This window comes from Halomonas sp. DN3 (genome assembly GCF_024137905.1).
Taxonomy (GTDB): domain Bacteria; phylum Pseudomonadota; class Gammaproteobacteria; order Pseudomonadales; family Halomonadaceae; genus Halomonas; species Halomonas litopenaei.
In genome coordinates this window covers 3,008,098-3,025,713 of record NZ_CP099965.1, presented here as the reverse complement: position 1 = coordinate 3,025,713, position 17,616 = coordinate 3,008,098, and the positions used below count along the sequence as shown (strand labels likewise).

Annotated in this window: 16 protein-coding genes; 12 read left to right on the top strand and 4 right to left on the bottom strand. The window is 65.7% G+C overall.

The window, feature by feature from the left end; genetic code table 11:
• The first annotated feature begins 231 nt into the window (after positions 1-231).
• The 12 genes from NKF27_RS13085 to NKF27_RS13030 all read left to right on the top strand — a co-directional run bounded on the left by NKF27_RS13085 (position 232) and on the right by NKF27_RS13030 (position 12,079).
• A complete protein-coding gene (locus NKF27_RS13085) occupies positions 232-1,326 on the top strand; it encodes a hydrogenase small subunit (RefSeq protein WP_045994042.1) in 1,095 nt (364 codons plus the stop codon).
• A complete protein-coding gene (locus tag NKF27_RS13080) occupies positions 1,326-3,140 on the top strand; it encodes a nickel-dependent hydrogenase large subunit (protein ID WP_253552206.1) in 1,815 nt (604 codons plus the stop codon). Before NKF27_RS13085 ends, NKF27_RS13080 begins: the two co-directional genes overlap by 1 nt.
• 17 nt (positions 3,141-3,157) lie before the next feature.
• The gene (gene cybH, locus NKF27_RS13075; protein ID WP_253552199.1) at positions 3,158-3,934 is read left to right on the top strand and encodes a Ni/Fe-hydrogenase, b-type cytochrome subunit; all 777 of its coding nucleotides are present in this window, start codon (positions 3,158-3,160) and stop codon (positions 3,932-3,934) included.
• A 738-nt stretch (positions 3,935-4,672) separates the two neighbouring features.
• A complete protein-coding gene (locus tag NKF27_RS13070) occupies positions 4,673-5,407 on the top strand; it encodes a HyaD/HybD family hydrogenase maturation endopeptidase (RefSeq protein ID WP_253552197.1) in 735 nt (244 codons plus the stop codon).
• Between the two features lie 7 nt (positions 5,408-5,414).
• On the top strand, positions 5,415-5,744 hold the full coding sequence (locus NKF27_RS13065; RefSeq protein WP_253552194.1) for a HypC/HybG/HupF family hydrogenase formation chaperone: 330 nt from the start codon (positions 5,415-5,417) through the stop codon (positions 5,742-5,744).
• A gap of 50 nt (positions 5,745-5,794) precedes the next feature.
• Positions 5,795-6,205: a hypothetical protein gene (locus NKF27_RS13060; protein ID WP_253552192.1), complete on the top strand. Its 411-nt coding sequence runs from the start codon at positions 5,795-5,797 to the stop codon at positions 6,203-6,205.
• Positions 6,202-7,044 carry a hydrogenase expression/formation protein gene (locus tag NKF27_RS13055; RefSeq protein ID WP_253552190.1) on the top strand — a complete coding sequence of 281 codons (843 nt, stop codon included), beginning with the start codon at positions 6,202-6,204 and terminating at the stop codon, positions 7,042-7,044. The genes NKF27_RS13060 and NKF27_RS13055 overlap by 4 nt, the downstream gene beginning before the upstream one ends.
• A complete protein-coding gene (gene hybE, locus NKF27_RS13050; RefSeq protein WP_253552188.1) occupies positions 7,041-8,036 on the top strand; it encodes a [NiFe]-hydrogenase assembly chaperone HybE in 996 nt (331 codons plus the stop codon). Before NKF27_RS13055 ends, hybE begins: the two co-directional genes overlap by 4 nt.
• Positions 8,033-9,160: a hypothetical protein gene (locus NKF27_RS13045; RefSeq protein WP_253552186.1), complete on the top strand. Its 1,128-nt coding sequence runs from the start codon at positions 8,033-8,035 to the stop codon at positions 9,158-9,160. The genes hybE and NKF27_RS13045 overlap by 4 nt, the downstream gene beginning before the upstream one ends.
• Entirely contained in the window at positions 9,148-9,489 is a 342-nt protein-coding gene (gene hypA / locus NKF27_RS13040) for a hydrogenase maturation nickel metallochaperone HypA (protein ID WP_253552184.1), read from the top strand. The genes NKF27_RS13045 and hypA overlap by 13 nt, the downstream gene beginning before the upstream one ends.
• Positions 9,489-10,505: a hydrogenase nickel incorporation protein HypB gene (gene hypB / locus NKF27_RS13035; protein WP_253552182.1), complete on the top strand. Its 1,017-nt coding sequence runs from the start codon at positions 9,489-9,491 to the stop codon at positions 10,503-10,505. The genes hypA and hypB overlap by 1 nt, the downstream gene beginning before the upstream one ends.
• 8 nt (positions 10,506-10,513) lie before the next feature.
• Positions 10,514-12,079 carry a sigma-54-dependent Fis family transcriptional regulator gene (locus NKF27_RS13030; RefSeq protein ID WP_253552180.1) on the top strand — a complete coding sequence of 522 codons (1,566 nt, stop codon included), beginning with the start codon at positions 10,514-10,516 and terminating at the stop codon, positions 12,077-12,079.
• 54 nt (positions 12,080-12,133) lie between these two features.
• Here NKF27_RS13030 and hypE read toward each other — a convergent pair whose 3' ends face one another.
• The 4 genes from hypE to hypF are packed head-to-tail and all read right to left on the bottom strand — an operon-like array spanning position 12,134 to position 17,340.
• Positions 12,134-13,189 carry a hydrogenase expression/formation protein HypE gene (gene hypE, locus NKF27_RS13025; protein ID WP_253552178.1) on the bottom strand — a complete coding sequence of 352 codons (1,056 nt, stop codon included), beginning with the start codon at positions 13,187-13,189 and terminating at the stop codon, positions 12,134-12,136.
• On the bottom strand, positions 13,186-14,337 hold the full coding sequence (gene hypD, locus NKF27_RS13020; RefSeq protein WP_253552176.1) for a hydrogenase formation protein HypD: 1,152 nt from the start codon (positions 14,335-14,337) through the stop codon (positions 13,186-13,188). The genes hypE and hypD overlap by 4 nt, the downstream gene beginning before the upstream one ends.
• Positions 14,334-14,624 carry a HypC/HybG/HupF family hydrogenase formation chaperone gene (locus NKF27_RS13015; RefSeq protein ID WP_045994052.1) on the bottom strand — a complete coding sequence of 97 codons (291 nt, stop codon included), beginning with the start codon at positions 14,622-14,624 and terminating at the stop codon, positions 14,334-14,336. Before NKF27_RS13015 ends, hypD begins: the two co-directional genes overlap by 4 nt.
• Entirely contained in the window at positions 14,584-17,340 is a 2,757-nt protein-coding gene (gene hypF, locus NKF27_RS13010; RefSeq protein WP_253552174.1) for a carbamoyltransferase HypF, read from the bottom strand. The genes NKF27_RS13015 and hypF overlap by 41 nt, the downstream gene beginning before the upstream one ends.
• Positions 17,341-17,616 lie beyond the last annotated feature (276 nt).

Genomic DNA, 17,616 nt, shown 5'->3' with positions numbered 1-17,616 from the left:
GGTGGTCAAGCGCGCCAAGTGTTTGAAAAGACGTGCTCCCCGCAATCTGGCACGGGCCTTGCCCTGTAGTTGAGGGAAACAACAACAGGCGATCTGGATGGCTTTTCGTGCAGGCCTCGTGCAGGCCTCGAGTCGGCTTCTGGCCTTGGCCGTATCGAGGGCAGGCCGCCTCCAGATCAGGGGATCACGCCGGTGGCGAGATCCAGGACCACGACAGGGGAGTCGTTGCCGATGGAGCCCATCGAAACCTTCTACGACGTGATGCGGCGACAGGGGGTCACGCGTCGCTCATTTCTGAAGTTCTGTTCACTGACGGCGGCGGCGCTGGGGCTCGGGCCGGCCTACACCGCCAAAATTGCCCACGCCATGGAGACCAAGCCGCGCACGCCGGTGATCTGGGTGCACGGGCTCGAGTGCACCTGTTGCTCGGAGTCGTTTATCCGTTCGGCCCATCCGCTGGTCAAGGACGTGGTGCTGTCGATGATCTCGCTGGACTACGACGACACCCTGATGGCGGCGGCGGGGCATCAGGCCGAGGCCGCCCTGGCCGACACCATCGAGCGCTACAAGGGCAACTACATCCTGGCGGTGGAGGGCAACCCGCCGCTCAACGAGGACGGCATGTTCTGCATCGTCGGTGGGCGGCCCTTCGTCGACCAGCTGCGCGAGACCGCCGAGCACGCCAAGGCAGTGATCTCCTGGGGCTCCTGTGCAAGCCACGGCTGTGTCCAGGCGGCGCGCCCCAATCCCACCCGGGCGACCCCGGTGCACAAGGTCATCACCGACAAGCCGATCATCAAGGTGCCGGGCTGCCCGCCGATCGCCGAGGTCATGACCGGGGTCATCACCTATATGCTGACCTTCGACCGGCTGCCGGAGCTCGACCGCACCGGCCGGCCCAAGATGTTCTATTCCCAGCGCATCCACGACAAGTGCTACCGCCGGCCGCACTTCGACGCCGGCCAGTTCGTCGAGTCCTTCGATGACGAGGGCGCCCGTCGCGGCTACTGCCTGTACAAGGTGGGCTGCAAGGGCCCGACCACCTACAACGCCTGTTCGACCATCCGCTGGAACGAAGGCGTGAGCTTCCCGATCCAGGCCGGCCACGGCTGTATCGGCTGCTCCGAAGACGGCTTCTGGGACAAGGGCTCCTGGTACGCCCGGCTGCAGGACGTGCACCAGTTCGGCATCGAGGCCAACGCCGACCAGATCGGCGGCGCCGTGGCCACCGGGGTGGGTGGTGCGGTGGCGGTCCACGCCGCCGTCAGCGCCTTGAAACGGGCGCAGGTCAAGCGCCAGTCGTCAGCCAACAGGGAGGAAGCCTGATGACGCAGATCAACACCCCTAACGGGTTCAATCTGGACAGAAGCGGACGGCGTATCGTCGTCGACCCGGTGACCCGCATCGAGGGGCATATGCGCTGCGAGGTCAACGTGGATGACAACAACATCATCCGCAACGCGGTGTCCACCGGCACCATGTGGCGCGGGCTCGAGGTCATCCTCAAGGGCCGTGACCCGCGCGACGCCTGGGCCTTTGTCGAGCGCATCTGCGGCGTCTGCACCGGCTGTCATGCGCTGGCCTCGGTACGCGCGGTGGAGGACGCACTCGACATCCGCATCCCGCGCAACGCTCACCTGATCCGCGAGATGATGGCCAAGGTGCTGCAGTGGCACGATCACGTGGTGCACTTCTACCACCTGCACGCGCTGGACTGGGTTAACCCGGTCAATGCGCTGCGGGCCGACCCGCGGGCGACCTCGCAACTGCAGCAGTTGACCGGCCCCAACCATCCGCTGTCGTCGCCGGGCTATTTTCGCGACGTCCAGAATCGCCTGAAGACCTTTATCGAGTCCGGCCAGCTCGGGCTTTTCAAGAACGGCTACTGGGACAATCCCGCCTATCGGCTGTCGCCAGAGGCGGACCTGATGGCGACGGCGCACTATCTTGAAGCGCTGGACATGCAAAAGGAGATCGTCAAGATCCACACCGTGTTCGGCGGCAAGAATCCCCACCCCAACTACATGGTCGGCGGGGTGCCCTGTGCCATCAACATCGACGGTGACCTGGCGGCGGGCGCACCGCTCAACATGGAGCGGCTGAATTTTGTGCGCGCGCGCATCGAAGAAGCCTTCGCCTTCTCTAAAAACGTCTATATCCCCGATGTCATCGCCATCGCCAGCTTCTACAAGGACTGGCTCTACGGTGGGGGGCTGTCCGCCACCAACGTGATGGACTACGGCGACTACTCCAAGGTCAATTACGACAAGTCCACCGACCAGCTCAAGGGCGGCGCCATCCTCGGCGGCAACTGGAACGAGATCCACGAGGTGGACCCCACCGACCCGGAGCAGATCCAGGAGTTCGTGGCCCACTCCTGGTACCGCTACGACGACGAGTCCCGTGGCCTGCACCCCTGGGACGGCGAGACCGAGCACCACTACGAGCTGGGCCAGGGCACCGTCGGCACCCGCACCCGGATCGAGGAGATCGACGAGGCCGCCAAGTACTCCTGGATCAAGTCGCCACGCTGGCGTGGCCACGCCATGGAGGTGGGGCCGCTGTCGCGCTACATCCTCAACTACGCCCAGGGCAATGACTTCGTGATCGACCAGGTGGACTCGTCGCTTGCTGCCCTGAACCAGCTCGCCGGCACCCGCCTGACGCCGAAGCAGGCGCTGCCGACCACCATCGGCCGCACCCTGGCCCGCGCCCTGGAAGCCCACTACTGCGCGTCCATGATGCTCGATGACTGGCATGAGCTGATCGCCAACATCCGCGCCGGCGACCTGGCTACCGCCAATATCGAGAAGTGGGACCCGGCGTCCTGGCCCCAGGAGGCGCGCGGTGTCGGCATGGTTGCGGCACCCCGGGGCATGAACGGCCACTGGATCCGTATCAAGGACGGCAAGATCGAGAACTACCAGTGCATCGTGCCGACCACCTGGAACGGCAGCCCGCGGGACCCGGAGGGCAATATCGGTGCCTTCGAGGCGTCACTGCTGAATACGCCCATGGAGCGACCGGACGAGCCGGTGGAGATCCTGCGCACGCTGCATTCCTTCGATCCGTGCCTGGCCTGTTCCACCCACGTGATGAGCGAAGACGGTGAAGAACTGTCTCGCGTCACCGTCAGATAGCCGGGGGAGGGTGTCCCATGTCCCATGACTCGAAAGCGTCATCATCTGCAACGGCCAGCCCGGAGGATTCTCAGGCAGGCAAGCTAGGCCCCGGGGAGGAACGGGTGCTGCCTTCCTCGGTCAAGCAGACGTCTGTCTACGTCTACGAGGCGCCGCTGCGGCTGTGGCACTGGACCAACGCGGCGGCCATCCTGGTGCTGATCGCCACCGGCTACTTTATCGGCAAGCCGTTGCCGACGGTGTCAGGTGAGGCCAGCGATCACTTCGTGATGGGCTATATCCGCTTTGCCCACTTCACTGCGGGCTACATCCTGGCGATCGGTTTTCTGTTTCGCTTCTACTGGTCGCTGGTCGGCAATCACCACGCCAAGCAGCTGTTTCGCTTGCCGCTGCATCGTGGCCAGTGGTGGCGTGAGGTGTGGTTCGAGCTTCGCTGGTACCTGTTTCTGGAGAAGCGCCCGCGCAAGTACGTGGGCCACAACCCCCTGGCGCAGTTGGCGATGTTCATCTTCATCACCCTCGGCACCCTGTTCATGATCGTGACCGGAATGGCGCTCTACGCCGAGGGTGCCCTGCGTGGCAGTTGGCAGGACACGCTGTTCGGCTGGGTCATCCCGCTGGTGGGCCAGAGCCTGGACGTGCACACCCTCCATCGTCTCGGCATGTGGGTGATGATCACCTTCATCATCATCCATGTGTACGTGGCAATACGTGAAGACATCATGTCCCGCCAGAGCATCGTCTCGACCATGATTTCGGGAGAGCGCACCTTCAAGGATGACGACCCCTCGTAGTTCGTTGTCGTTGCTTGCCGTGACTTGTCATGCTCGCAGTTACTCGTTAGCCCTGCCGTTGAAGGGCGTAAGCGCTGACCGTTGGCGCCGGAGGCTTCACCGAGAATATCAGGTGAGGTCTCCGGCGCTTTTTGTTGGCGTTCAGGGAGGTTGGCGAGGCGCGTGCATAGGCCGGTGGGTGAGGCATCTTGGCCGGGCATTAATCAGGTAATCACAAGTCACCTTTTGAAACGTTGTTGCCCGGTGTTTTATGAAAAAGATTCTCTTTGAGTCGGCGGCTATTGGACTTTTGTAGGGTTATATACCATGTGGCTGTGCCGAAACGATGGGCATGTTTTTTATTGAAAGGTGGCGGCGTTATTCTGCGGAAATGGTCGAGATTTTCTTCAGGTCATCGTGGATATGTGCATGTAAGTGGCTGCTGTGGTGTGAAAAACCGCTTTCGCATGTGCCATGGGTGGCGAAGATGGAAGCGTTTTCGGCAGTTTTTTGGCGTCCTGTTTCTCGGCGTCTGTTTATTCGGTGTCTTGTTTGTCGTTGAAAGAATGCGCTTCGTGGCTGGACTTTGGCTTTGATGCTGCATCTTGATGTTTTTATGGCGAATGCATCCAGGAATCGGACGAAGAACGAGCCGCTGAAAGAGGCGAAGAAAGAACAAGGAAAGAACGAAGAACGAGACGCAGGATAAAGCCAACTAAAGTAGCGCAGGCAGATATTCGGCGCAGCGAAGGAGCCGGCATGAAGACGGATGATCACGAGGCGACGCCATCGATTCTGGTGCTGGGTATCGGCAATGTGCTGTGGGCCGACGAGGGCTTCGGAGTCCGCGCGGTGGAGGCGCTTCACCAGCGCTATATGTTTGCCGAGGCGGTGACCGTGATGGACGGCGGCACCCAGGGACTCTACCTGCTGCCCTACGTGCAGTCCTGCGAGTGCCTGCTGGTCATCGATGCCATCGACTACGGCCTGGCCCCGGGCAGTGTGCATGTGGTGCGCGATGACGCGGTGCCGAGCTTCATGGGCGCCAAGAAGATGTCGTTGCACCAGACCGGCTTTCAGGAAGTGCTGGCGGCGGCGCAGCTGCTCGGCTGGCAGCCACAGCGGGTGATGCTGGTCGGTGTGCAGCCCTCGGTGCTGGACGACTATGGCGGCTCGCTGCGACCGGAGATCGCCGCGCGAATCGATGAGGTGATCCGCCTGGTGGTCGATGAGCTGGTGTCCTGGGGCGCCAGGCCTGAGCTTCGCGCTGAACATAGCCCCGATCACCAGGCCCCCATCGCCGAACTGGCGCCTTCGGCGCTCGCCCTTCACCACTACGAAAACCTGCGTCCCTCGCCGCTCGATGCCTGCCGCGTCGGCGATCCGCGCTTTCTGGCGAGGGACCTTGGCCATTCTGGCGGTGCGCACGGCGATCCGTCTCGCGAGGCGGGAAGCGAGCGGGATGGTGTTGCCGACAGTGTTGCGAAGGAGTAGCCGCGATATGTGCATTGGCATTCCCATGCGGGTGCTTGAGGTCAGCGGGACGCTCGCCATCTGCGTCAGCGGCGGGGCCGAGGATCGACGAGACATCGATATTTCCCTGGTCGAGGCGGTGAGCCCCGGCGACTGGTTGCTGGTGTTTCTGGGGGCGGCGCGACGGGTGCTGGAGGCCGACGAGGCGCTGCGTATTGGCGACGCGCTAAGGGCCATGGCCATGGCGGCCGAGGGTGGGGCGGTCGATGCGGGTCTGTTTGCAGACCTGGAGCAGGGCGAACCTCGCCTGCCGCCGCATCTGGAGGCGGCGCGCAAGGCGGGCGCCTCCACCGGGTGAGTTCACCACGGGCGACAACGCAAGCGAATGATCAACAAGGGAGTCACGCCATGACAGGGCCATTGCACCGGCTGATCAATGAACTGGACTACCCCTGCCTGGCCGGGGATGAACTGGCGGCCTTCGTGACGGGGGCAGGCAATCGGGTGCTGTTTCTCAGCGGCGATCCGGCCACCAACCTCGAGACCAACGATGTGGCTGCCATTCTGCCGGAGCTGGTCAAGGCCTTTGCGGGACGCTTCCAGCCCGCGGTGGTGGATCGCGCGGAAGAAGACGCCACGCGCGAGCGCTTTCAGGTGTGGCCGGTGCCGTCTCTGCTGTTTTTTCAGGACGGTCGGATGACCGGGGTGATCTCGAAGGTGCGCGACTGGGATGACTACCTGGGCGAGATCCACGCCATTCTTCAAGGGACGTCTGCCAGCGCCAATATCATCGCTCGCGACGGGAGTGTTCGAACATGACCCAGGGATTCATGCCGCCATTGCCGGGTATCGGCCCCGGCAGCCAGCCCGAGGAGGCGGCGCTCGATTACCTGCCGATGCCGTCGGGGATGAGCACCTTTCAGCCGAGTTTTCCCGAGGTGGAGGACCCCGAGCGTATCCGGGCAACGCTGGATACCCTCAGCGCTCTTGCCGACAGGGCCGCCGAGTGGACGCCGGAGGGCGGCAATCTGGTGGTCGAGCTGCCGTCGCTCGATGCCGAGAATCGCAAGGCGCTGGCCGATGCACTCGGCGAGGGTGAGGTCGCGATCAAGGTCGGTGGCAAGGATGCCGTCGAGATTCAGGAGTCGGTCTTCGCCGGTCTGTGGCGGGTGACGTCCCGGGATGTGGATCACGCCTCGGGCAGTGTGCAGGAACATATCGAGATCGGCGTGGTGCCCCTGGCGGTGGTGCAATGCCGCCAGCAGCGCATCTTCTGCCCGCCGGAAGCCGGCCAGGGGGTGGTCAACGGGCCCTTTATCGTCTCGGAGCTGATCGAGCGCTGCGAGGAGCGTGTCCCGGGTGGCGAGCCTTATGCCATCAACCTGTCGCTGTTGCCCCATACCCCGGAGGATCTGGCCTATCTGGACGAGGCGCTGGGGCGGGGCGAGGTCACCATCCTGTCGCGGGGCTACGGCAACTGTCGTATCGACAGCACCGCCCTCGATCACGTCTGGCGGGTGCGCTACTTCAATTCCCAGGACTCGCTGATTCTGGACGTCATCGAAGTCTCCGATGTGCCCGAGGTGGCCTGCGCGGCGGCTGAAGACATCGCCGATTCGGTGATTCGACTCAAGCAGGTAGTGGAGGCGATGGCGTGACGGCACGATTCGAAGGTTCGTTTCTCGGAGACCTGGCGCGCCTGGACGACGCCGCCCGGCTCGAGTGCAAGATCTGCTGGTACTGCTATGACCCTGCCGTCGGCGACGCCGTTCGTCAGGTCGAGCCGGGGACGCCGTTCTCGGCGCTGCCCCAGGACTGGCGCTGCCCCCAGTGCGACGGTGAGCGCAACCAGTTTATGGTGCTGGATGGTCGGCAGGGCGTCGGGGGGGCGGCCGCCGCGCCCGCCGCGCCCGCCACACCTGCCACACCCGCCGGGGCTGCGACGGCGGATATGGGCGCCGTCAAGCGACTGGTCGAGACCTTTCGCGAGATCCAGACCACCGGCATGAAGGATTCCCCCTTCAACAATCTGTCGCTGCACGTCGAGGCGGTGGGATTTATCCCCTGGGAGGGCGGGCTGCTGGGCATCCTGGTCGCGCCCTGGCTGATGAATCTGGTGGTGATCCCAGGTCCCGATGACGACGTCCAGCGCCTGCGTCCTGGCGACAAGCGGGTCTACTCCTTTGCCTCCGGCGACTACGAATTCATCTTCAATACCCGGGTGCCGATGGGCGCTTTCCTGGCCTGTTCGCTGTTTTCCGACATGAGCGAGTTTGCAAGCCAGGCCTACGCCACCGAGGTGGCACGCGCCGCCATGGAGGCGCTGTTCGATCCGGCCCACCGTGCCGAGACGGATCGCCACGCCGATATCGCCGCGCTGAGCGTGGCCGGGGAGGAGGGTATCGCCGGGGCAGATGCTGACGCTGTCGCTGTGGCTAAAAGCACCGCGGCGCCCCCGGCCGACCCCGAACCCATGGACGGCGATGGCGAAGCTGGCGTAAGCCAGTGGTCTCCCCCGACACCCGGGCTCGAGTCTCGGCGAGACTTCCTGACCGGGCGCACGTCGAGCACCGCTGCCGGCACCAAAGCCGTCTCCAGCAGCGCAGCGTCCTTGGATTCTGCGCCAGGGGACGAGGACGAGTCGTCATGATGCCGACGCTGATCATCAGCCACGGCCACGGCCACGGCCACGGCCACAGCCCAGGGGGCGAGCCGGGGTTTCGCGTGAGTCAGCGAGGACGGATGCCGACCCAGTGGCTGATCGATCGAAATCGTCACGAAGCGATGACCATGGTGGGGTGTCTGTACAACCTGTGCGCCGCCGCCCAGAGCGCCGCGGCGGCCAAGGCCATGGACCTGCCGCTTGCCCCTGACTGCCACCGCCATATTCAGCTCGAGACCCTGCGCGAGCATGCCCTGGTCATGCTGCGGGACTGGCCGGGGGGGCTGGGCATGGCGATCGACGCCGACTCCCTGAAGGGGCTGGCGGGGCTTTCGCTCTCCACTCTGGAGGTGCTGGAGGCGCGGGTGTTCGCCGGGCCGGCCGAGCGCGCACTGGAGGATATCGAGGCGTGGCTCGAGCGAGCGCCGAGTCGGCCCGCCGAGGTGCTGCGCCAGGTCGCCGACTGGCCGCGGGAGTTCGGGCGAATCGCCGTGGCGGACGACCCTACCTTTGTGGGGCGCGTGGCCGGGCATGCGTCGCTAGGCGGCGTCATCGCGAGGGATGGTTGGAGTCTGTATGCGCGGATGCTGGCGCGGGTGGTGGAGGTGGCGCAGTTGATAGTTGCGCTGCGCGCCGGCGCTGGCAACTGCACCGCTGGGGAAAGCAGCGATGCCGGCAAGCCACGCTGCGGGCGTGCCTCCGATGGCAGTGGCTGGGCCGAGGCCGCCAGGGGACGCCTGGTGCATCGGGTGGCGTGCCGGGACGATCGGGTCGTCGATTACCACATCATCACCCCGACCGACGCCATGCTCGACGCTGCTGTCGGCCCCGATGGCGAGCGGCAACGGGGTTTTCTTTCCCGCCTGCTGGAATCCGCCCACGGCCAGGGCGAGTGCTGTGGTCACAGTGATGGCCACAGTTATAGCCACAGTGGTGGCCTCAGTGATGGCGACAACCAGGCCCGGCAGCGGGTGGCGATGGCGCTGAGCTGTGCCGATCCTTGTCTGCCGGTGGTGTGGCAGGAGTCGAGTGAAGCGCTGTGCCAGGCGCCTTCGCAGGCGCCATACCGGAAGGCAGGGCCGCCCAAGGGGAGGTCATCATGCACGAATTGAGCCTGTGTCAGAGCATCGTCGAGATGATCGAGGAGCAGGCCAGCGTCCAGGCGTTCGAGAAGGTGACCCGGGTGTGTCTCGAGATCGGGGCCTTGTCCTGCGTCGAGCCCGAGGCCCTGGCGTTCGGTTTCGATCTGTCCACCCGTGGCTCCGTCGCCGAAGGGGCGACGCTGGATATCGTCAACATACCGGCCACGGCCTGGTGTTTCGGTTGCAATCGCACGGTGGATATTGCCCAGCGTGGCGACGATTGCCCCCTGTGTTCCAGCGCCCGTCTGCACGTGACCGGCGGAGAGGAACTTCGCGTCAAGGAACTGGAGGTTGTCTGATGTGTACTGTCTGCGGATGCGCCGAAAGCGGTGACCAGAGTCACGCCCATCATCACGAGCACGAGCATGCTCATCCCCACGAGCACGAGCACGCTCACTCCCATGCTCACCCCCACACTCACTCCCATGCTCACCCTCATTCCCACGAGCACGACCACGCCCACGCCCACGCCCACTCTCATGAGCATGTGCACGCCCATGTTCATTCCCATGGCCACGGCGACCACCCTGGCGCTGCCGAGCCGGATGCCTCGCCGCATCTGGACTGTGGCGCAGGGCCTGCCGGGGTCGAGGTGGCGGGGATGTCGCAACGCCGTCTGGTGGAGATCGAGACCAACATTCTGGCCCGCAATGACGCCATCGCCGAGGGCAATCGTCAGCGCCTCGAGGCCGACGGTGTGCTGGCGCTGAATCTGGTGTCGAGCCCGGGTTCCGGCAAGACCACGCTGCTGGTGGATACCATTCGTCGGCTCGGCGCCGAGGGGGTGGCGGTGATCGAGGGCGACCAGCAGACCGCCAATGACGCCCGGCGCATTCGCGAGACCGGGGTGCCGGCGCTGCAGGTCAATACCGGCAAGGGCTGCCACCTCGACGCCTCCATGGTCGAACGGGCGCTGCCCCAGGTAAGCCCGCCCGGGCTTGGCCTGTTGTTTATCGAGAATGTGGGCAACCTGGTGTGTCCGGCGGGCTTCGACCTGGGCGAGGACGCCAAGGTGGTGATCCTGTCGGTGACCGAAGGCGAGGACAAGCCGCTCAAGTATCCGCACATGTTCGCCGCCGCCTCGCTGATGTTGCTGAGCAAGGTCGATCTGGCGCCCCATGTCGACTTCGACATGGACGCCTGCGAAGCCTACGCCCGTCGGATCAATCCCGAACTGGAGATCCTGCGGCTGTCGGCCACCAGCGGCGAGGGCATGGACGCCTGGCTCGACTGGATCAGCGCCCGCCGTGAGGCGCTCAGGCAGCGCGCCTTGAGTCGGGCGCGTCAGCACCTTGCCATGCTCGAGCAGCGCTAGGGGTCGCCATGTCCACCTTGGTCGAGGGTCCGCTGTTCGATGGAAGGGGTGTTGCCGCCGAGTCGCTGCCCAGTGTGCTGGTGGTCGGTGTCGCCAGCGAGCGTATCGACTCGCTCGAGGGCGTCACGCAAGGGCGCCTGGAGTGTCTGAGGGCGACGCACTGGGAAGAGGCTCGGGCGCTGCTGGTGTCCGAGTGGGTCGGGCTGGTGATTGTCGAGCTTGCACCTGAGGGCGACGCCGCCAGGGGCACGGGGCTGTCCCCTGACGGTGGCTGGGCCAGGGAACTGGCCCATCGCTGGCCCGAGGTGCAGTGTCTGGTGATCGCCGATCATGGGCCCACCTCGGTCGGTGACTGGCCCGAGGCGTTTCACCTGGTTTGTCGCCGCAGTCCGGTTGAGGTGGTGGCGCGAACCATCGACGTCGCCCTGCGTCAGTACCAGCTCGAGCGGGAGTGTCGGCGGCTGCGCGCGGAGCGTGCCCTGTACCAGCCGACCGTTCAGGCGCGGCTGGCGGCCCACCGCCGGCGGATGCGCGAGGCGGGGGGCTTCGAGACGATCATCCGGGCGCCGGGGTCACCGCTGGAGCCGCTGTGCGAAATGGCGGCGCGCATCGCCGGGTTCGACGTGCCGGTCCTGGTGACAGGAGAGAGCGGCACCGGCAAGGAGTTGATGGCCCGGGCGATCCACGCCAGCAGCCTGCGCTCGGAGATGCCTTTCTACGCCCTGGACTGCGGCGCGGTGACCGATGAGCTGCTGGAGAGCGAGCTGTTCGGCCACTGCAAGGGGGCCTTCACCGGGGCGAGTTCAACCCGCGTCGGACTGCTGGAGCGGGCCCACGAGGGCACCCTGCTGCTGGACGAGATCGGTGATACCTCCAGCGCCTTTCAGCTGCGCCTGTTGCGCTTTCTGCAGGAGGGGGAAGTGCGCCCGGTGGGTTCCAACGAGGTGCGTCAGCTGGACGTTCGGGTCATCGCCGCGACCAATCGGGATCTGATGGCCGAGGTGGCGGCGGGGCGCTTCCGGGAGGACCTCTACCATCGCCTGACGGTGGCCCCGGTGGAGCTGCCACCGCTGCGCGAGCGCGCCTGTGATATCGCGGCCCTGACCGAGGTACTGCTGGCGCGGATCGCTTCCCGCCACGGGGTCAGGGTCGGCGGTTTCACCGATGCGGCGATGGCGTGCCTGTGTGCCTACGCCTGGCCCGGCAATGTTCGCGAGCTGGAAAACCAGATCACCCGCATGGTGATGCTGGCGACCGGCGAGAAGCTTGGCGTAGAACTGCTGGCGCCGCACCTGCGAACCGATGAATGGCGTCAGGCGCCAGTCGAGCGGCGCCAGGACCTGCCTGAGCCGCCGAAAGCGAATACGACAGCCGATCCGGTCGAGGACGACGAGGACGCCGGCACCCTGCGCGAGCGGGTCGAGCGCCTGGAGGCGAGCTGCCTGGCCCGGGCGCTCGAGCGTCATGGCGGCAACAAGTCGCGTACCGCCAGTGAACTGGGGCTATCGCGCATCGGCCTGAGGGCCAAGCTGCAACGCTACGGGATCGGCGAGGCGGCCGGCGACCCCGAATAGGCCGAGATTCGACTCGGCCCGGAGCAGACCGCCATCAGCGTGTCAGCACCCGCATCAGCAGATGCGCGGTAGCTGCTCTCCCACCAGCATGTCGACGATGCGCTGGCCGCCAAAGCCGGTGCGCAGCGTCACCCGTCCCGGTTTGCCGTCAAGCGCCTGACCGATGACCGCGGCTTGCTTTCCCAGCGGATGCCCGCGCAGGGCGGCCAGGGCCGCCTCGGCCTGAGCCGCGGGCACCGCCGCTACCAGCTTGCCTTCGTTGGCCAGGTACAGTGGATCCAGCCCCAGTATCTCGCACATCCCCCGGACCTCCTTGCGCAGCGGCAGGGCCAGGTCGTCGAGTTCGATGGCAAGCCTGGAGGCCTCGGCCATCTCGTTGAGCACCGTGGCGACGCCGCCCCGGGTGGCGTCACGCAGGCAGCGGGTCTCGGGGGCGGCGGCCAGCAGCGCCTCGATCAGGCCATTGAGGGAGGCGCAGTCGCTCTCCAGGTCGGTGTCCAGCGACAGGTCGCCACGGGCCGCCAGGATGGCGGCACCGTGATCGCCGAGCCAGCCGTTGACGATGATCACGTCGTCGGCCTGGATGCGCTCGATACCGAGCTTACACTCGGCGGGAATGACGCCGATGCCGGTGGTGGTGATAAAGACGCCGTCGCAGGCCCCGCGCTCGACCACCTTGGTGTCACCGGTGACGATCTCGACGCCGGCCTCGCGGGCGGCTGTGGCCATGGAGCGGGCGATACGCCTCAGGTCATCGATCGGCAGGCCTTCTTCCAGGATCACCGCGCAGGACAGGTAGCGGGGATGGGCGCCCCCCACGGCCAGGTCGTTGACGGTGCCGCACACCGCCAGCTTGCCGATGTCGCCACCGGGAAAGAACAGCGGGTCGACCACGAAGCCGTCGGTGGTCATGGCCAGTCGGTCGCCCAGGCATGCCAGCTCGGCCAGTTCCAGCCGCGCCTGGTCCTCGAGCACCTCGGGAAGCGCGGTGAATTCCCTGACGAAGACGTCATCGATCAGGTCCTTCATGGCCTTGCCGCCGCCTCCGTGGGCCTGGGTCACCGCGCGGGCGGCAAGGGTGGGAAGCTGTCGTCGTGTCGTATCGCTCATGATTCGGCCTGGCTTGTGCTGTGGTTCGGGCTATCGACGTTGCCCCCGCCGTATTGATAGTAGGCGGCGCAGGCGCCTTCGCTGGAGACCATCAGCGCGCCCCGGGGTTGATCCGGTGTGCAACGCTTGCCGAACAGCTCGCACTGCCAGGGCTTGAGGTTGCCGGTGAGCACGTCACCGCAGCGGCAGTTGTCCGGGTCGGCTACCTGCTGGTTGGGGACGGCGAACTTGCGTTCGGCATCGAAGGCACCATAGGAATCCTTGATCTGGACACCTGACTCGGCGATCGATCCAAGCCCGCGCCACTCGCAGCTCTCGCGGGGCTCGTAGACCCGATGGAAGGCCTCCAGCGCGGTGAGGTTGCCGTCGCTGGTCACCAGACGCTGGTACTGGTTCTCGACCTCGGCGCGGCCATCGTGAAGCTGGCGAACGACCATCAGCAGCGACTGCAGGATATCCAGAGGCTCGAAGCCGGAGACCACCACCGGGCAGCCGTAACGCTCGGCGATGAAGCGGTAGGGGGCGGTGCCGATGATCATCGACACGTGTCCCGGCCCGAGGAAGCCATCCAGGCGATGGTCAGGATTGTCGAGGATCGCCTGTAACGTCGGGATGATGGTGATGTGGTTGCAGAACACCGAGAAGTTGCCGACCCCTTCGCGCTCGGCCTGGGCGATGGTCAGGGCGGTGGAGGGAATGGTGGTCTCGAAGCCCAGACCAAAGAACACCACTTCCCGATCCGGATGCTTGCGCGCCAGTGCCAGGGCGTCGGTGGGGGAGTAGACGATGCGCACGTCGGCGCCGTCGGCCTTGGCCTGCATCAGGCTCTTGCGTGAGCCGGGAACCCGGATGGCGTCGCCGAAGGTGGCGAGGATCACCTCGGGACGCTCGGCGATGGCGACGCAGTCATCGACGCGCCCCATCGGCAGCACGCACACCGGGCAGCCGGGGCCGTGAATCAGCTCCAGTTCCGGCGGCAGCATGGCCTCCAGCCCATAGTGGAAGATCGCGTGGGTGTGGCCGCCACAGACCTCCATGATGCGCACCGGGCCTCCACGCTGCTCGGCCAGGCGGGCGACCAGGGTGGTGATGTGTTCGAGGATCTGCCGGGCGCGGGCGTGATCGCGGAATTCGTCGATGAATTTCATGAAGAGACCTCCTGGTCGCCGGTCAAGGTCAGGGCGTCGAACTCGTGGGTATCGCCCAGTTCGTCCAGCAGTTCGAGGGTGCGCGCCGCAGCCTCGGCGTCGATACGGTTCAGGGCGAAGCCCACATGGACCAGTACCCAGTCGCCCACGCAGCGTTCGGGCGGGTGGTCGTCATCGACGATGCAGGCGATGTTGATCTGGCGTCGGACCCCGCTCACGTCCACAGTGGCGAGCCGCGCGTCGGCGTCATCGAGGGAAATGATCTGTCCTGGAATTCCCAGACACATGGGCGGTCTCCTGTGCGTTATTGGGTGCCGTGGTGGCGGTAGTGACAGTGGCAATGGAGGGAGCGGTTGTTGTTGTCGAGATCGTCGAGGTTGCTGAGGTTGCCGAGATCGTTGAGGTTGCCGAGGTCGGACTATCCGACGCCTGGTCGGAGGCCAGCGGATGCCGCCGCGCCACCGCGATCAGCGCCTGGCCCAGGGCGATGCCGCCGTCGTTGGCCGGCACCTGGCGGTGGGTCAGCACCCGAACAGGCAGGGGTGCGAGGCACTTAAGCGTCAGTTCCAGCAGGGTGCGGTTGTGAAAACAGCCGCCGCTCAGCGCGACGGCCTCGACGTTGCGCGTGCTGGAGAGGCGCCGGGCATTGTCGTTAGATACTTCGTCGAGTGCGTCGTCCTGCATGTCGCCTACGACGTCGTCCAGCATCTCGCCAACGACCTCGCCAACGACCTCGCCAAGCCCCTTGGCCAGTCCCAGATGAAAGCGCGCCGCGATCAGCGTGGGGTCCTTGCCGGCGGCCAGGTCGTCAAACAGCGCCGTCCACATCGGTGCCGGATCGAGGATCCGGTGACCGCCTTGTGTCCTGTGAAGGGAGAAGGGATAGGGCGCAAGGGCGCCAGATGTGCGTGACGTAGGCGGCGGGGTCTGTGTCAGCGCGCGGGCGGCCAGGGCTTCCAGTGCCATGGCCGCTTCGCCTTCGTGGTGCTGGCGATCGAAGCACAGCTCCAGGGCGGCGGCGACGGCGTCGAACAGGCGCCCGCAGGAGGAGGCGAGGGGGCTGTTGAGCCCGGCCTCGATCATCCCGCTGAGGGTATCGATCGGCTTCTGCTGCAGTCGCTTCAGTACGCCAAGGTTTGGGTGGCGGCGCTTCAGGGCGGCAAGGCCGGGACCGGCGATGAGCTGCGCCAAGAGGTTGCGCCAGGGCTCGCGGGAGGCGGTGCCGGCTCCCGGCATGGCCACGGACTTGAGCGAACCCAACCGCTGGCAATGGCGATAATCCGCCAGCAGGAACTCACCGCCCCACAGGCCGCCATCCTCGCCAAGGCCCAGGCCGTCCAGGGCGATCCCCAGTACCGGAGCGGCGTCGCGAGGATAGCCGTTGTCGGCCAGACAGGCGGCGATATGGGCGTGGTGATGGCCAATGGCATCGAGTGGCAGGCCGGCGTCGTCGGCCATTCGCCGAGCCATGTGACGAGCCATGTGACGAGCCATGTGACGAGCCATGTCGCTGGTACGGTAGTCCGGGTGAGTGTCGCAGGCCAGCCAGGCGGGATGGTGGTCGTAAAGCGCCAGGAAGTCGTCAAGATTGCGTTCGTAGTCGTCGAGGGTGGCGGCGTCGTCCAGGTCACCCTGATGCGGGGACAGGATCGCGCGCTGGCCATCCACCAGGCAGAAGGTGGCCTTCTGTTGCGGACCCAGGGCAAGCCCCGGCGAGATGTCCTCGAAGCCAGGCGGCAGCGGCAGCGATGCCGGGGCGTAGCCCCTGGCACGACGCAGCATGCGCACCTTGCCGGCGGCCAGCTGTACCAGGCTATCGTCGATGCGCCGGGCGATGGCGCGGTCGTGGGTGAGGACGTGGCTGGCGATCGTCGACAGGCGGTCAGCCAGTCGACCATCGTCGATCAGCTGGGGCTCGCCGGAGACGTTGCCGCTGGTCATCACGATGGGAAAGGACAGCCGTTGGCACAGCAGCACGTGCAAGGGGGTCGATGGCAGCATCACGCCGAGCCGGTCGAGTCCCGGGGCCAGGGCCTCGGCGAGTGGCCGGCCTGTAGCCTCGTCACGGCGCCGCTCGAGCAGCACGATGGGCGCGGCGGCTGAGCAGAGTGCCTGTTGTTCGAGCTCATCGAGCCGGCAATAACGCCTGACCATCTCCAGGTCTTTTGCCATCAACGCCAGCGGTCGGGTGGGGCGATGCTTGAGTCGTCGCAGGCGCTCGAGGGCCTCGGTGCTGGTGGCGTCGCAGGCAAGCTGGTAGCCGCCGAGCCCCTTGATGGCGAGGATCTGGCCCTGGCGGATCAGCGCGGCGGCCTGGTCGATAGGAGCCTCGAGCGAAGATTCAGCGCGAGTCTCGAGGGCATCTTCGCCCGCCAGCCAGGGCCCGCCGTCCAGCGCCACCAGACGCACCTGGGGCCCGCAGGCCGGACAGGCGATGGGTTCGGCATGAAAGCGACGGTCGCCGGGATCCAGATATTCGGCGCGACAGCACTCGCATAGCGCAAAGTCAGCCATGGTGGTGGCCGCCCGGTCGTAGGGCATGTCACGAATGATCGACAGGCGCGGGCCACAGTGGGTGCAGTTGGTCAGGGCGTAACCGGAGCGTCGCTGGTGCTGGCTCAGTATTTCTTCTGTACATGCCGCGCAGATGGCGGCGTCCACGGCGATATCGGTGCGCGTTGCGCCCTCGAGACTATCGACGATGGTGAAGCCGACTCGGTGCAGCGGCGCCAGGCCCGAGCGAACCTCGATGTCGGTGATCTGTGCCAGTGGGGGCGGGTCGCGCTTGAGTTGTTCGATCAGGCTCTCGAGGCGTTCACTGGGGCCGGCTGCCCGGATCAGCACGCCTTCACCGTCGTTGAGCACCTCACCGACCAGCGCTAGCCGGTTGGCCAGTTGCCATACCGTCGGACGAAACCCCACACCCTGCACACAGCCGCGGACCCGGATTTCTACCGTGGTCTCTGGGGTGCATGGCGGTGTCGCGGGGGTGTGAATGGTCATGACGTCCAGCGGTGAAGAAAAGATCTGCCTGACTATTTCATAGCTATCGCAGGCCAAACTTGAGCTGTGACAACCTTCTACGACCACCATACCCCTCCCCCGGGGAGCCTCCGCGGCGCTTCTGTGCTGGTGTGAGCGGATGTGCCGCTTTCCTGACCCATCGTCAGATTGCCCTGGCGCCGCATTGCCGATTTGGCATTGGACGAGTACTGTATAAAATAACAGTATTCGGTATATTGGCGTCCGCCCGGTAAGGCCAGGGCGTGGACCTGAAAC